The organism is Paraburkholderia denitrificans (assembly GCF_042655705.1).
Taxonomy (GTDB): domain Bacteria; phylum Pseudomonadota; class Gammaproteobacteria; order Burkholderiales; family Burkholderiaceae; genus Paraburkholderia; species Paraburkholderia denitrificans.
Genome location: NZ_JBHSMP010000016.1, coordinates 110117 through 124844, shown reverse-complemented (window position 1 = coordinate 124844; position 14728 = coordinate 110117). Strand labels below are relative to the sequence as shown.

Below are 14728 nucleotides of genomic sequence, written 5' to 3'. Positions count from 1 at the left end.
GTCGCAGCGCAGCGAGAGGCGAGGCGCCGCGCAACGCTGTACTGGTAACGCTTCAGACCCGACTGGAAATGAATGCGTGCAAGATTCTGTCCGGCATCGCGATGGCCGCGCTGTCCATCACATGCGCCGCTGCCGAAGCAGCCGGTGCGTGTTCGCCGTCGTTCTCCGAGGTCGACGTCACGCGCGGACTCGAAGTGCGGACCCGCTGTGCTGTGTCGGCGCCCACGATCGAGCGCGTCACTGAGCGCCTGAACCGTGCGGTGAAAAGCGACGGGCTCTCCGCAGCGCAACGCGTTGCGCTGGCGACAGCCGCCAACGTGATGCTGCAGACTTTCTTTTCGCAGACAGACCACAGCGAACCCACAAGCAACGCCGCGTTCGTCAACTTCGAAACGATCCTCGAAAGCCTCGCATCGCAAATCAGGACGCGCCCCGATATCGACCCCACAGCCGAAGCGTCGAAATGGACCGCACGTTATGAAGATCTGCTGCGCAGGTTGTCGATCACACGCAGCGCGGATCCCACCGAACTGCAATTCGACGAAGCTGCGCGGCGCCTCGATCTGGATAACGCATCCGCGCTTCTCATACGGCTCATCGCTGAAGTGCCCACTACCGCCCAGCTATCCGCGGCGCGCAACTACGACGCGGCGAGCGTCGAACTGCTTCGCTTCATGCCATGGAACGCGTTGCCGTACCTGGAGAAGGCGCACGCATTCCAACCCGACGATATGGACATCGCCACCGCATACGCCGACACGCTGCTCGAGCAGCACGAACCCGAGCGCGCGGAGCCGGTGTATCAGGCGCTGCTGACCCAGTATCGGATGCTCGCGCAACAAAAGCCCCCCACCTTGCAGCCGTCCATCGCGCGTACGCTCGGCAAGCTTGGCAGCCTGTATCTCATGCGGCAGCAGCAGAAGGAAGCCGAAGCCGCATGGCTGCACGCGCTCGAAATCTACTGGGCGCTCGCGCGTGTGAATCCTTCGACCTACAGTCCCGCAGTGGCCAGGACCATTGACAGCCTCGCAACGTTGTACCGCGACACGCAACGTCTTCAGGATGCGGCAGACGCGTGGCGCGAAGTCCTCGCCCTCGACCGCGCACTGGCACGACAGGACCCGGTCATGTACCGGCCCGCAGTCGCGACGACACTCAATGACCTCGGCATCCTCTACAGTGCGACACAGCGCACGCATGACGCGGAACTCGCCTATCTCGAAGCCATCGGGATCCAGCGCGCGCTCGCACACGATAATCCTGCGGCCTGGCGTCCGGCGCTTGCACGTACGTTGAATAACCTCGGAAACTTTTACAGCGCAAACGAGCGTCTGCCGCAAGCAGAGCACGCCTACCGGGAAGCGCTGAAGATCCGCCAGCAGCTCGCCCGCGAAAGCCCCGCGATTTACCGGCCCGACCTGGCGCGTACGCTGGGCAATCTGGGCGTGCTGTACCGACTCGAACGGCAGCCGGCAAAGGCACTGCGGGCGTATCAGCAGGCTCTGCAGATCGTTCACGCACTCTCGCGCGATACGCCTGCCGATTACCAGCCTGACGAGGCGCGGATACTGAATAATCTGGGTGTGCTCTACAGCCGCACGGGCAGGCCGCGCGAAGCGGAAGACGCGTGGCGACGCGCACTGGCTCTTTACCGCAAACTCGCACAGGACGATCCGTCGACCTGGCGGCAGGATGAGATACGCACCTTGCGGAATCTCGGCACGCTGCTAAGCCACATGCAACGTTCGGCTGAGGCCGAAGAATTGAAACGTGAAGCCGACGAACTGATCGATTCGGCGCCAGCACAGTAAGTCGCGAGGCAAGCGCCGCAACACACCACGGCCGCGTGAGCAAAAGGCGTACGTGCTTGCCGCCCGGACGACTATAGTGATCGATGAGCGTCCCGACTAGCGCGTTGCGCAACCGGCAATGGAAGCCCCCGCCGCGGATATCATCCGACTTTTCCCGACTTTCGTATGGTGCCGTCGCCTCGAGCAGGCGTGTTACGAGCCGCTTGATCGCGAGCTAATGGCGTATGTCGACACCTTGATCCGCAGCGGCGTCGGCACCCGTACCGGCGCCGCATGGCAGTCCGGTCACCAGCAACATAAAAGGCCGGAATTTGCTTTGCTGATCGCGCAAATCGAACAGGCTGCACGCGACGTCCTCACGTTTCTTAAAGTCGCTGCTGCCCCGTTTCGCATTACCGGATGCTGGATCAACGTACTGGATCCAGGCGGGGCGCACGCGATGCACAGTCATCCCAACAATTTCCTGAGCGGCGTGTATTACGTGCGCTCGCAAGCTGGTGCCGATACGATCAATTTCCATGATCCGCGCCCGCAGACGAGCGTTATTCGTCCGCCCGTTACTGAGTTGACGGCTTACAACACGGATCAGGTGGTCTTGCCGGTCAGCGAAGGCACCTTGCTGGTGTTTCCCGCCTGGCTATCGCATTCGGTGTCGGCGAACACGAGCGCGCAAGCACGCGTGAGCGTCAGCTTCAACGTCATGTTCGCCGACTATGACGCCACCATGAGCCCACCGCTCTGGGGAATCTGAAACTCGGTGCTGCGAACCGCAAGGCGTCGCCCGGAAGGTCAGCGCCGTGCGACTTCTTGCGATTGATAGCAAACTTCTGGCGTTCGACCTGTCGCGGCTGCGAGTGCAAAAGAGGCTTGCGGGAGGGGTAAAAAGGCCGGTAGAGTCCGTCTGGGATCGTCAGTGGGCCATTTTTATCATGCTTCTGCGCATTCATCACGCCGCTATCATTTGCTCGAATTACGAGGTTTCTCGCCGGTTCTACACGGAGGTGCTCGGCTTGCAGATCGTAGCCGAGCACTACCGCGAGCATCGACAGTCATACAAGCTCGACCTCATGCTTCCCGATGGATCGCAGATCGAGTTGTTTTCATTTACCGATTCTCCTCCGCGGCCGTCGTATCCGGAAGCCTGTGGATTGCGGCACCTTGCATTTGGCGTCGACAACGTCGATGCCTGCAAAGCGTTTCTTGAATCGAAAGGTATCTCAGTCGAGGCCGTGCGTATCGACGAGTACACAAACAGGCGTTTCGTCTTCTTCGCCGATCCCGATGGCCTTCCGCTCGAACTATATGAAGTGTCGGCGTGACAGGTCGCTCACGCAGCTTCAACGGCTTCCACCAAGGAATGTTGACATGGCATCGATCGAGTCCGACTATTTCACGACGGGAAAGGGCGAACTCGCCGCCGATCCGGACACGCTGGACATTGACTGCTCTTCCTGCGCGAATGCGGCGCAGCGCATTGCGCAATTGATGGCAACAGCGGAGGCAGCGTGAGCGGCCCGCGTGAGGTGCAGCTCGAGACGCTGCAGATCGGCGCCATCCGCATGCGCGTCGCGCTGCAGGGCGATGGGCCGCTCGTGGTGTTTTGCCACGGATTTCCGGAGTCGTGGGTATCCTGGCGCGCACAGATGGCTGCGGTCGCGGACGCGGGCTACCGCACTGCGGCGCCGGACATGCGCGGCTACGGCGGGACCGACGCACCGCCCGACCCTGCGCAGTACACGATGCTGCACCACGCAGGCGACATGGTGGAACTGGTCAGGGTGCTCGGCGCCGGTTCGGCGGTGATCGTGGGCCACGACTGGGGCGCGCCCGCAGCCTGGCACAGTGCGCTGCTGCGGCCCGATGTCTTCCGTGCAGTCGTCGGTCTGAGCGTCCCCTATGTCCCGCCCGCGAAGACCGACTTGCTGGCGGCACTCGAACGGCAGGGCGTGACGACCTTCTACATGCAGTACTTCCAGCAGGAGGGTGTAGCTGAGGCGGAGCTTCAGGCCGATGTGGCCGCAACCATGCGCCGCTTCATGTTCAGCATGTCAGGCAACGGCCCGGGCAGCATCGTCGCGGGCATCCTCAAGCCGGGCGCCGGCATTCTCGACAACACCGTCGACCCCGAAGTATTGCCGGCCTGGCTTCTTCAGGACGACCTCGATTATGTCGTCGAGGAGTTTCAACGCACTGGCTTTCGCGGCGGATTGAATTGGTACCGCGCGATTCGCAGGAGCGCGGAACTGCTCGCCCCCTGGCATGGTTGCCCGATTCGTCAGCCATCGCTTTTTATTGGCGGCTCACGCGACGATGTACTCAGGTTGCCAAGCATGCAGCAGCATGTCGCTGCGTTGCCGCAAGTGCTGCCTGGGTTGCGCGGTGCTCACGTGCTGGAAGGTGCGGGCCATTGGCTGCAGCGAGAGCGTGCCCACGAAGTGAGCCGGTTACTACTCTCCTTCCTGAACGAACTCGACGGGTGACCTGGAAGTCCAGGCGTGAGCTACAGCGTCGGCATCGCACGCGGAGACTTCAAGTGGCTCTCTACGTGCTTGACGCCGGGCACGCCCTCGGCGGCAATGCGGATCGCGCGCTTTTCCTCGCTGGACGAGCTTCCGGCCGAGTGGTTCGACGGCCCGCATTGCCGGCGTCATTCATTATTTGACGGTCGGCCACGCGGACAGCATGTCAATGCGTTGCGCGCTCAACGAAGATGTCCGCGTGCACATCTTTATCTTCCGCAGCACAGAGGCGCCGCGATTCGTATCCACCGACAAGGAGCCTTTCGGCCTCGCCTTGCGCGGGCTGCGCTGGTTCTACCGGCAACAGGTTCTCAGCCACGGACTGCTGATCGCCACGGCGCCGCTCACGGCGACGGAACGCAAGGTGCTGCTGGAGCTTCTGGACGGGAAACACGAAAAGATCATCGCTTCACTGCTGGGCCAGAGTCCGAATACGACGCACATCCACATCAAATCGATTTACGCCAAGTTTGGAGTGCATAACAGGGCCGAACTGACGTCGCTTTGGCTCGGGCACTTTCCTTGATGGTGTCGGGGATGGTTATACAGTTTCGTTGGCTAACCGCCCTTACTTCCAGCCCTCCACACTGCCCAAACAAAAACGGCGGCCGCTTTCGCGCACCGCCGTTCATCAACCAAAATCAACCACGAATCAAGCCACCAACACTCAATCGCGATTAGCCTGCAACACGGTCAGCGCCGCCATGTTCACGATCCGCCGCACCGTGGAGCTGGACGTGAGAATATTCACCGGCGCATTCACGCCCAGCAGGAACGGTCCCACCGCCACATTGCTGCCCGCGCTCGTCTTGAGCAGGTTATAGGCGATATTGCCCGAGTCGACGTTCGGGCACACGAGCAGGTTCGCCGAACCCTTCAGGCGCGAATGCGGCAGAATGCGCTCACGCAGCGATTCATCGAGCGCGCAGTCGCCGTGCATTTCACCGTCGATCTCAAGATCGGGCGCCGCCTCGTGCACGAGCTTGAGCACTTCGCGCATCTTCACACCCGATGCCGAGCTGCCCGAGCCGAAGTTCGAGCGCGAAAGCAGCGCGACCTTCGGGCAGAGATTCAGCCACGCCATTTGCCGCGCCGCCTCGATCGTGAATTCGGCGATCTGTTGCGCGTTCGGGTTATCGTTGACGTGCGTGTCCACGAGCGCCACCGTGCGCTTGTCGAGCAGCAGGATGTTCATCGCCGCATAGGTGTTCGCGCCAGGCGCTTTCCCGATCACTTCATCGATAAAGCGCAGATGATCGTGATACGCGCCCACCGAGCCGCACACCATGCCGTCGGCATCGCCGAGGCGCACCATCATCGCGCCGATCAGCGTAAGGCGGCGACGCAATTCCACGCGCGCCATTTCCTTCGAAATCCCGTCGCGGCAACGCATTTCCCAGTAAGTCGTCCAGTACTGGTGGAAGCGCTCGTCATACTCGGGATTCGTCACTTCGATGTCTTCGCCCAGCCGCAGGCGCAGGCCGAACTTCTCGATGCGCGCAAGCAGCACTTCCGGGCGGCCGATCAGGATCGGACGCGCGAGCTTTTCGTCGACGATCACCTGCGCCGCGCGCAGCACGCGCTCATCTTCGCCCTCGGCAAACACGATGCGCGACTTGCCGCCCTCGCGTACGAACTGCCTGGCCAACGCGTACACCGGCTTCATGAACGAGCCCGAGTGGTAGACGAACTGCTGGAGTTCGTTCCGGTAGGCCTCGAAATCGTCGATGGTGCGCGTCGCCACGCCGTCTTCCATGGCGGCCTTCGCCACTGCCGGGGCAATGCGCAGAATCAGTCGCGAATCGAAGGGCTTCGGGATCAGATAGGTCGGGCCGAAGCGCAGATCGGATGCGCCATACGCCGCCGCCACCGAGTCGTTCAGTTCTTCTTCGGCAAGCTGCGCAATCGCGCGCACCGCCGCGATTTCCATGTTGCGCGTAATGGTCGTTGCGCCCACATCCAGTGCCCCGCGGAAGATGTACGGGAAGCACAGCACGTTGTTCACCTGGTTCGGGAAGTCCGAACGGCCCGTCGCCATGACCACGTCGTCGCGCGCCGCGAGCGCCACTTCCGGGAAAATCTCGGGCGTCGGGTTCGCCAGCGCGAGGATCAGCGGCTTCGCCGCCATCTTCTTCACCATTTCCGGCTTGAGCACGCCGCCCGCCGAGAGGCCGAGGAACACGTCGGCGCTCTCGATCACGTCGGAGAGCGTGCGCGCCGAGGTTTCCTGCGCGAAGCGCGCCTTGTCCGGGTCCATCAGCGACGTGCGGCCCTGGTAGACCACGCCTTCGATGTCGGTGACCCAGACGTTCTTGACCGGCAAGCCGAGGTCGACCATCAGGTCGAGGCACGCGAGCGCCGCCGCGCCCGCGCCCGAGGTCACCACCTTGACCTCGCGGATATCCTTGCCCACGACCTTCAGGCCGTTGAGGAACGCCGCCGACACCGTGATCGCGGTGCCGTGCTGGTCGTCGTGGAAGACCGGGATCTTCATGCGCTCGCGCAGCTTGCGCTCGACCGTGAAGCAGTCCGGCGCCTTGATGTCTTCGAGGTTGATGCCGCCGAAGGTCGCTTCGAGGCTCGCAATGATTTCGACGAGCTTGTCCGGGTCCGATTCGGTGACTTCGATGTCGAACACGTCGATGCCCGCGAACTTCTTGAACAGGACCGCCTTGCCCTCCATCACCGGCTTCGCCGCGAGCGGGCCGATGTTGCCGAGGCCCAGCACGGCCGTGCCGTTCGTGATGACGCCCACGAGGTTGCCGCGGCTCGTGTACTTGAACGCCTCTTGCGGGTTGGCGGCGATCTCCTCGCAGGCCACCGCGACGCCCGGCGTATAGGCGAGTGCGAGGTCGCGCTGCGTGACGAGCGGCTTGCTCGCCGTGACCGAAATCTTTCCGGGGGTCGGATACTGGTGGTACTCGAGAGCGGCCTGGCGATCGGTCTGGTTCATATTTCTCACTCGTTTTTGGGTGCCGGGAGCGCCCCGGCAAGGGTCGAATGACGCGATTTTAGGCAGTCGCCATAAGTTTCAAATTTTGATTTACTATAGCCCCATCACTTTTTCATGATACTTGGCAGCTATCGTGCCCTGGCATCCTGCTTTTTGCCTCGCTTTTGATTGAACCCCGTGACGACTTTCAGTCCCGACGAACTCGCCCGGCGCCTGAACACGCGCCTCAAAATGCGCCACCTGGCGCTGCTGCTGCAGATCCGCCAGTACGGCTCGCTGACCCGCGTGGCCGAGCAGGTCGCCACCAGCCAGCCGGCCGTCACCAACGCGCTCGCTGAAATGGAGAGCATGTTCGGCGGCGCGCTCTTCGAGCGTTCGTCGCGCGGCATGACGCCCACCGCGCTCGGCAACGTCGTGCTCGCGCGCGCCGAAGCTATGCTGAACGACCTCGACCATCTCGCCCGCGACATCGAAGCCGTCGTGGCGGGCCATGCCACGCGGCTGCAAATCGGCGTAATTCCGTTCGTCTCCGGGCGCACGCTCGCCTCGGCGATCCAGCGCACACAGGCGCGCCTGCCGCAGCGGCTCACGATGACGATCCACGAAGGCACGAGCGAGGCGCTCATGCTGCTGCTACGCGATCACACGCTCGATATCGTGATTGGACGCGCCTCCTCGTCAGTCGATCTCGCGCAACTGCGTTTCGAAGTGCTGTATCAGCAGAAGCCCCGGCTCATTGCGAGCCGGCGGCTGGCTGCGCGGCTCGCGCGTACGCGCCTCAGCCTCGACAAACTGCTCGAACTCGACTGGATTCTCGGTGCGCCGCACACGCCCATGCGCGAGCAGATCGCGGACATCTTTCTGCAAGCGGGCGTCGCGCCGCCCGTGCCGATTGTCGAGAGTTACACGTCACGGCTGATCGGCGAGATGATCGTCGCGAACGAAAACGCGGTGTCGATCGTGCCCGCCGATATCGCCGAGGAACTCGTGCATTTGACGGGCGTGGCGATCGTGCCGTATTCGCTCAGCTGGACGCTGCCGCCCGTCGCCATGTTTGTGCGCGAGGGGATGACGCGCGAAGTGGGCGCGGCGTTCGGGCAGTCGCTGCGCGAGTTGTATCTGCAAGCGGAAACCGGGTGGACTGAGTAAGCCATTGCGTTCTGCTTGTCCTGCTGTAACCGTGGCGCGTCTCCAGTCGAACTAACACGTACGAGCGTAGACGCCTGCGAACAGTTGCCTCCCCCGGGCGGCGTGCAGAAACTGAGCGGGAATATTCGGCGACGCAAGGTGTTCATCCCTTCGAACGCTTGCGGATCGCGACGCCCCCGCACGGCGCTCCCTGCAATGGAGACTCGCACCATGGCTCTTTTCCTGATCGCCTGGCTTGGCGGCGTGCTGACCATCGTCAGCCCGTGCATCCTGCCGGTATTGCCTTTCGTATTCGCCCGCACGGGCAAGCCGTTCCTGCAAAGCGGCCTGCCGTTGCTCGCGGGCATGGCGCTGTCGTTCAGCGCGGTCGGCGCACTCGCTGCCGTGGGCGGCGGCTGGGCTGTCGCGGCGAACCAGTACGCGCGTTTCGCCGCGCTCGCGCTCCTCGCGCTGTTCGGCCTCACGCTGCTCGTACCGTCGCTCGCCGAGAAGCTCACGCGTCCGCTCGTCGCCTTCGGCGCGCGGCTCTCCGACTCTGCCGGACAAGCGCGAGAAACTGGATCGGGCATCGGTTCGTCGCTGCTGCTGGGCGTGGCAACCGGCCTGCTGTGGGCACCGTGCGCCGGGCCGATTCTCGGTCTCATCCTGACCGGTGCCGCGCTGCAAGGCGCAAGCGCACGCACCTCGCTGCTGCTGTTCGCCTATGCCGCGGGCGCGGCTACGTCGCTTGCGCTCGCACTTGCCGTCGGCGGCAAGGTGTTCGCGGCGATGAAGCGCTCGCTCGGCGTGAGCGAATGGGTGCGGCGCGCGCTCGGTATTGCGGTGCTAGCGGGCGTGGCGGCGATTGCGCTGCGGGTCGATACCGGCATTCTGTCGCGCGTCTCGCTCGCCGGCACAACGCAAATCGAGCAAGGGCTGCTCGACCGCTTTCACCCCGCGCACGCGGGCCCGCAAGAAGGCGCTGCGGCGCTCGCAGCGCGCAGTGCGTCGCCGCTCGCGGTGAAAGCATCCGACAACGCGGCACTGCCCGTGGAAGGCACGCTGCCGCCGCTCGACGGCGCCGTGCAATGGCTTAACTCACCGCCGCTCACATCTGCGGATCTGCGCGGCAAGGTCGTACTCGTCGATTTCTGGACCTACTCGTGCATCAACTGTCTGCGCACGCTGCCGTATGTGAAGGCGTGGGCCGACAAATACCGCGCGTCCGGCCTCGTCGTGATCGGTGTGCACGCACCGGAGTTCGCGTTCGAAAAGGACATCGGCAATGTGCGCCGCGCCGTCGCCGATCTGAAGATCGACTATCCGGTCGCCATCGACAACAACTACGCGATCTGGCGCGCGTTCAACAACGATTACTGGCCTGCGCACTATTTCATCGACGCACAAGGCCAGATTCGCCATCACCATTTCGGCGAGGGGAATTACGCGGAATCCGAACAGGTTATCCGCGCGCTGCTGACCGAAGCGGGTGCGAAAAATCTGCCGGGCGGATTCGTCGCCAATACGGGCACGGGCGTTGAAGCGCCGCCCGCGATGAGCGAAATACAGTCGCCCGAGACGTATCTCGGCTACGAGCGCGCGCATGGTTTTGCATCGCCCGGCGATCCTGTCGCCGACCAGCCGCACCGTTACGCCGCCGGGCCGCTCGACCTGAACCAGTGGGCGCTTGTGGGAACGTGGACGCTCGGCGCCGAGCACACGGACCTCGATCGCGCGGGCGGCGGTATCGTGTTCCGGTTTCGCGCGCGCGATCTGCATCTGGTGCTCGGCCCGTCGGCCAGCGGCGAGCCGGTGCGGTTCCGCGTGAGCATCGACGGCGCGCCGCCCGGCGCGAACCACGGCACCGACGTCGATGCCGGCGGCAACGGCATCGTCACGGAACAGCGGCTGTATCAGCTGATCCGGCAGCGCGACGCAGTCGTCGACCGCACGTTCGAGATCCGGTTTCTCGACCCCGGCGTGCGCGCGTATTCGTTCACGTTCGGCTAAAACGCGGGTTCGTCCGAGCGTTTGGAGAATTCGTTAGAAAACGCCGAGCGCGAGGCCCGCCGCAAGGCCCGCGCCGAGTTCGGCGCACTGCGCGAGATCGTCGGCGCCGAGAATCTTGGGCGCGAGAATGCGCTCCGGCGTTTGAGCATGCGTGCACACGATCAGCCCTTGCGCCACGCTCCTGAGCCGCCAGCCCGTCGCGATGCGATCGATCTGGCGCAAGGCGTTCTGGCCGTCGCTGCCCGCACAGATCATGGCCGCATACGGACGGCCATTCACGCGGTCGAGCACCGCGTAATAGGTGCGATCGAAGAAGTCCTTCATGATCCCGGACATCGCCGCGAGATTCTCCGGCGTCGCGAACAGATAGCCGTCCGCGGCGAGCACGTCGTCGGCGCGCGTCGCGTCAGCGCGTTGCAGCCGGACGTCGATGCCCGGCTGCTCGCGCGCCGCCTGGGCGGCAGCCTCGGCCATCTGCTGCGTTCCCCCGGTCATCGAGTGATAAACGATCAACAGCGTTTTCATGCGTGTTTTTCCACGGTCCGGCAGCGCCCACTGCTCTGTGGCGCGATGGGTCGCTACAGCCAGCGCCAGATGCCCGCGGCCCAGCCGGTGAGCGGAATATGCGCCCAGGTCGCGACAAGCCAGACAACGAGGCCGCCAGCGAGCGAGTGCATGCCGAACCCGCCCAGCCGCGCGCGACCGGCGAGGATCGCCGCGAACGGCCAATAGCTCGTTTTCGATTCCCATACAGGCCAGAGTTCGGGCTGAAGCTGCTCCTTCTTGCGGTCCTGCAACGCCGAGCCGACGAGCGCGAGGATCACGACAGCCGATCCGAGCACGACGTTTTTGACCACCGGATACACGGCGATATGGCTAAGCCCCCAGAGTGCCAACGCCCACATCATGGGATGACGCGTCACCGCGAATACGCCGCGCGCCACTTCGGGAAACGGACTGGGCCGCCCGCCAGTGGGCAGCGCCGGATTGCGGATCAGCGAGCCCATCAAGAGGATCGACGCGATCAACATGACGGCGCTCGCAATCGCCCACAGAACGTCCCCGACCGGCCATAGCGTCGCGGTAACCGGGGCCCGCCTGAAGGCGTACACGAGCCAGCCAAACGTCAGGAACGCCACCAGCGAATAGACGCCCTGGAAACCCCGCTCGCCGATCGCGCCCGCCAACGGCTTGCGCAATGGGTGGGACAAGATGAAATGGGTGCCCACGAACGCGACTGCCGCCGCCGTCACTGAAGTCATGCTTCCCATTGGCCTGCCTCCTTGCGTCGTTGCGTAGATGTCGTTGCGTAGTTGTGTCTGTTGTGTCTGTTGCGCGTCCGCCCGTGTGCATGAAGATGCGTGAAGCTACGTGAGCGCGGCGGGTGAACGCGTCGGCATAGAGGATACGCCGGAATGAGAACGTCTTCTTTACAACGTCTCGCAGCACGACGAACGCCGTGCGTGCGCGCACGCAAACAACGCACAACGGCGCGCCAGGCGGATCGACATTGCGGAGGAGGAAACGGATGTTGCGGGACGCAACATCCGTGTGATGGACGGCGGAATCGGGAACGGCGAAGCCGCTACACCGGAAGAGATAGAAACGCGCGAAAAAGCGCGTCAGGCATCGTCCGGCGTCTGGTTGTGCGTCACGGTGGACATCTTGCGGTAGATCGTATTGCGCGAAACCCCGAGCGAGCGCGCTACGGCCGAGACGTTGCCGCCGTGGCGCGCGAGCGCGGCGGCGATCACCGACGCGGCGACATCCTGCAGGCGTTCGCCCTGCGCAATCAGCGCATCGGCGGCGCGCGGCGCGGGTGCAGCGGGTTCCTGCACACCGTCGCCAGACAGGTCCTCGAAGAAGTCTTCGGGTAGATGCTCGCGCCGGATCTCGCCATCGTCGTCGACCATTGCCGCCGCCGTGCGCAGCAGGTTGCCGAGCTGCCGGAAGTTGCCCGGCCACGTGCAGCGCGTGAACAGCGCCATCACGTCGGGCGCGACGCTGAGCGGCTGTGCGCCCGTGCGCGTCGCCGATTCCCGCTGGAGCATCTTCTGGATCACAATCGAGAGATCCGTACGCTCGCGCAGCGGCGGCAAACGAACCACGAGTCCGTTGAGCCGGTAGTAGAGATCGTCGCGGAAACGGTGCTGCGCAATCAGTTCGCGCAGATCGCGGTGCGTCGCGCAGATGATCGCGATGTCGACGGCAATGGTCCGCGTCGAACCGAGCGGATTGACGAGCCGCTCCTGCAACACGCGCAAAAGGCGCACCTGCAACGGGTACGGCATGTCGCCGATCTCGTCGAGAAACAGCGTGCCGCCGTTGGCCTGCAAGACTTTGCCGACTGCCCCCTTGCGCCGCGCGCCGGTGAACGCGCCCTCTTCGTAGCCGAACAGTTCGGATTCGATCAGCGTCTCCGGAATCGACGCGCAGTTGACCGCGACGAACGGTCCATCGCGGCGCGGCGAATCGTTGTGGATCGCGTTGGCCAGCAGTTCCTTGCCGGTGCCGGTTTCGCCGGTGATCAGAATCGGGATGTCCTTGCCGCTCACCTTGCGGACCTTCGTGATGACCGATGCCACCTGCGCGTCGCCGGTATCGAGGTACGCGAGCCGCGACAGACCCGCAGCCGACTGCGCGACGACGGCGTGCGCGACGGGCTGTGCGACGACGGCACGCGCAACGGGCTCCTCGCTGACGTGGGTGTCGGCAAGGCGCTGCGCCCCCCCGAGCGGCGCGCGTCTGAACTGCACGCGTGCGCGCACGACGGCGCCGTTGCTCAGGCTCAACGTGATGTGCGGCTCGTGGCTCGCGCGCGCACGGTCGATCAATTGCGTGCTCGTGAGCTGGAACAGCGACGACAACGTATGAGCCCGCAATGCCGCCAGCGGCATGCCGAGCTGGAATTGCGCGCTGCGGTTCGCGGACAGGAAGCGGCCATCGTTCGTGAACGCAACGATGCCTTCCATCAACGTTCCGAGGAACTCGGCGCGGCCATGAAACGACACCTGCAACGTCTCCTGAAAGGCCGTCGTAAACAGATGATTCTCGATCATCTGCACGGACATCTTCGCGAGCGCCAAGGTGTGCGGGTGATAGCTGCGGTGGTCGCCCGTCACGTCCAGCACGCCGACCACGTTGCCACAGGGATCGAAAATCGGCACGCTCGAACAGGTCAGGAAACGATTCGCGACGAGATAGTGCTCCTCGCCGTGGACCACCATCGGGCAGCCTTCGGCGAGCGCCGTGCCGATCGCATTCGTGCCCTGCCGGTCTTCGGCCCAGTTCGCGCCTGCACGCAGCGCGACTTTCTCCGCGCGCTCCAGAAAATCGTCGTCGCCGATCGAATAGAGAATCAGGCCCTCGGCGTTCGTCAGCACGATCATGCTCTGCGTGTTGATGATCTGCTCGTGCAACGTCTCCATCACGGGCATCGCATGCGCGCACAACACGCTGTTCTGCTCGCGCTTGAGCGTCAGTCCCGTATTCGAGAGAACGTCGTAGTCGGGGCGCGCCGATGCGCACAATCCGAAAGTTTTCGAACGTTCGTGCGCCTTCTGGATCGATAGCGCGGGCCAGCCAGCAGGCCGCACAGCCGCGTGCCCGTCGGCTGATTGAATGGCTTCGAGCATGATTTCCTCCAGATGGCCCAGCACCTTGCCGGATTCTTTCCGGACTTTCGCCGGATTTTTGCCGGATTTTTACCGGATAATTGGCGTCGAACAACGCAAGCGCCAGATCCGTGAATCGGCATGGAACGCGCGCGGGGCAAGACATCGGCCAGCAGCGCGCGCGGTACATAAACGTGTAAACGCCTTGTGTCTTTTACAGGAATCGGCGTCGACCAGCTATTCGGACTCACCCCGAGTCTTCGGTCGTTCGGCGTTCGCGCGACGATCGATACGCGCACGAATTTTCGCGGCGCAAGGCTCGCATAGCCGATTACTTACAAACACATTACACACGACACGCCGCATTGCGCAAAACGCACGACCGTTAAAATTCGACTCCTCCGGATCGCCGCAGAAGTGCATTCGCAGCAATGCTCACTCCGATGCCCACGCGCTGTTGTACATGCCCGCTATTTTCGCCCTGTTCTGCGCGCGCTGCATCGATAACCCCATCTGCGAAAAGGAGCATCTGAAATCGCCTGAAAATGGCAACGATGTGATTAGGGATTTTTGCATTGCGCCATTGCATATGATTCGGACTCCCATTTTTTCAGGCAGCGGGCGCGGCCCGATGTAGCACCTCGCGCAAGACATGATCCGCGTCAAGGAGCCAGCGCCCATACATGCTCCAAT

The 14728-nt window shown here is 63.5% G+C and carries 13 protein-coding genes; 9 read left to right on the top strand and 4 right to left on the bottom strand.

Translation table 11 applies throughout. The features are described from left to right. Positions 1 to 68 precede the first annotated feature (68 nt). The 6 genes from ACFPTO_RS13480 to ACFPTO_RS13455 all read left to right on the top strand — a co-directional run bounded on the left by ACFPTO_RS13480 (position 69) and on the right by ACFPTO_RS13455 (position 4856). Entirely contained in the window at positions 69 to 1811 is a 1743-nt protein-coding gene (locus ACFPTO_RS13480; protein WP_377711840.1) for a tetratricopeptide repeat protein, read from the top strand. Between the two features lie 118 nt (positions 1812 to 1929). After that, on the top strand, positions 1930 to 2562 hold the full coding sequence (locus ACFPTO_RS13475; protein ID WP_377711839.1) for a 2OG-Fe(II) oxygenase family protein: 633 nt from the start codon (positions 1930 to 1932) through the stop codon (positions 2560 to 2562). Between the two features lie 178 nt (positions 2563 to 2740). Further along, positions 2741 to 3130, top strand: coding sequence for an SMU1112c/YaeR family gloxylase I-like metalloprotein (gloA2, locus tag ACFPTO_RS13470; RefSeq protein ID WP_377712098.1), 390 nt, complete (start codon positions 2741 to 2743; stop codon positions 3128 to 3130). Between the two features lie 46 nt (positions 3131 to 3176). Beyond that, the gene (locus tag ACFPTO_RS13465) at positions 3177 to 3320 is read left to right on the top strand and encodes a hypothetical protein (protein WP_377711838.1); all 144 of its coding nucleotides are present in this window, start codon (positions 3177 to 3179) and stop codon (positions 3318 to 3320) included. Beyond that, on the top strand, positions 3317 to 4291 hold the full coding sequence (locus ACFPTO_RS13460) for an alpha/beta fold hydrolase (RefSeq protein WP_377711837.1): 975 nt from the start codon (positions 3317 to 3319) through the stop codon (positions 4289 to 4291). The genes ACFPTO_RS13465 and ACFPTO_RS13460 overlap by 4 nt, the downstream gene beginning before the upstream one ends. Before the next feature lie 208 nt (positions 4292 to 4499). Next, complete coding sequence (locus ACFPTO_RS13455; protein WP_377711836.1) at positions 4500 to 4856, top strand: helix-turn-helix transcriptional regulator; 357 nt, start codon at positions 4500 to 4502, stop codon at positions 4854 to 4856. A gap of 141 nt (positions 4857 to 4997) precedes the next feature. Here the strand turns inward: ACFPTO_RS13455 and ACFPTO_RS13450 are convergent, their stop codons facing one another. Then, positions 4998 to 7283, bottom strand: a complete 2286-nt coding sequence (locus tag ACFPTO_RS13450; RefSeq protein ID WP_377711835.1) for an NADP-dependent malic enzyme — start codon at positions 7281 to 7283, stop codon at positions 4998 to 5000. 231 nt (positions 7284 to 7514) lie between these two features. Here ACFPTO_RS13450 and ACFPTO_RS13445 point away from each other — a divergent pair, with 231 nt between their 5' ends. Together ACFPTO_RS13445 and ACFPTO_RS13440 are read left to right on the top strand one after the other, a co-directional pair. Then, positions 7515 to 8432 (top strand): LysR family transcriptional regulator, encoded by a 918-nt coding sequence (locus tag ACFPTO_RS13445; RefSeq protein ID WP_377712097.1) that lies wholly within the window; start codon positions 7515 to 7517, stop codon positions 8430 to 8432. Positions 8433 to 8642: 210 nt separating this feature from the next. After that, positions 8643 to 10421: a cytochrome c biogenesis protein DipZ gene (locus ACFPTO_RS13440; protein WP_377711834.1), complete on the top strand. Its 1779-nt coding sequence runs from the start codon at positions 8643 to 8645 to the stop codon at positions 10419 to 10421. Between the two features lie 33 nt (positions 10422 to 10454). On the opposite strand, the gene ACFPTO_RS13435 is transcribed toward ACFPTO_RS13440, so the two are convergent. The 3 genes from ACFPTO_RS13435 to ACFPTO_RS13425 all read right to left on the bottom strand — a co-directional run bounded on the left by ACFPTO_RS13435 (position 10455) and on the right by ACFPTO_RS13425 (position 14056). Further along, a complete protein-coding gene (locus ACFPTO_RS13435; protein WP_377711833.1) occupies positions 10455 to 10946 on the bottom strand; it encodes a flavodoxin family protein in 492 nt (163 codons plus the stop codon). A gap of 53 nt (positions 10947 to 10999) precedes the next feature. Next, a complete protein-coding gene (locus ACFPTO_RS13430; RefSeq protein WP_377711832.1) occupies positions 11000 to 11692 on the bottom strand; it encodes an NnrU family protein in 693 nt (230 codons plus the stop codon). A gap of 351 nt (positions 11693 to 12043) precedes the next feature. After that, on the bottom strand, positions 12044 to 14056 hold the full coding sequence (locus tag ACFPTO_RS13425) for a sigma-54-dependent Fis family transcriptional regulator (protein WP_377711831.1): 2013 nt from the start codon (positions 14054 to 14056) through the stop codon (positions 12044 to 12046). Here ACFPTO_RS13425 and ACFPTO_RS13420 point away from each other — a divergent pair. Beyond that, positions 14055 to 14672 (top strand): hypothetical protein, encoded by a 618-nt coding sequence (locus ACFPTO_RS13420; protein WP_377711830.1) that lies wholly within the window; start codon positions 14055 to 14057, stop codon positions 14670 to 14672. The two genes, ACFPTO_RS13425 and ACFPTO_RS13420, sit on opposite strands and share 2 nt — an antisense overlap. Positions 14673 to 14728: the final 56 nt, after the last annotated feature.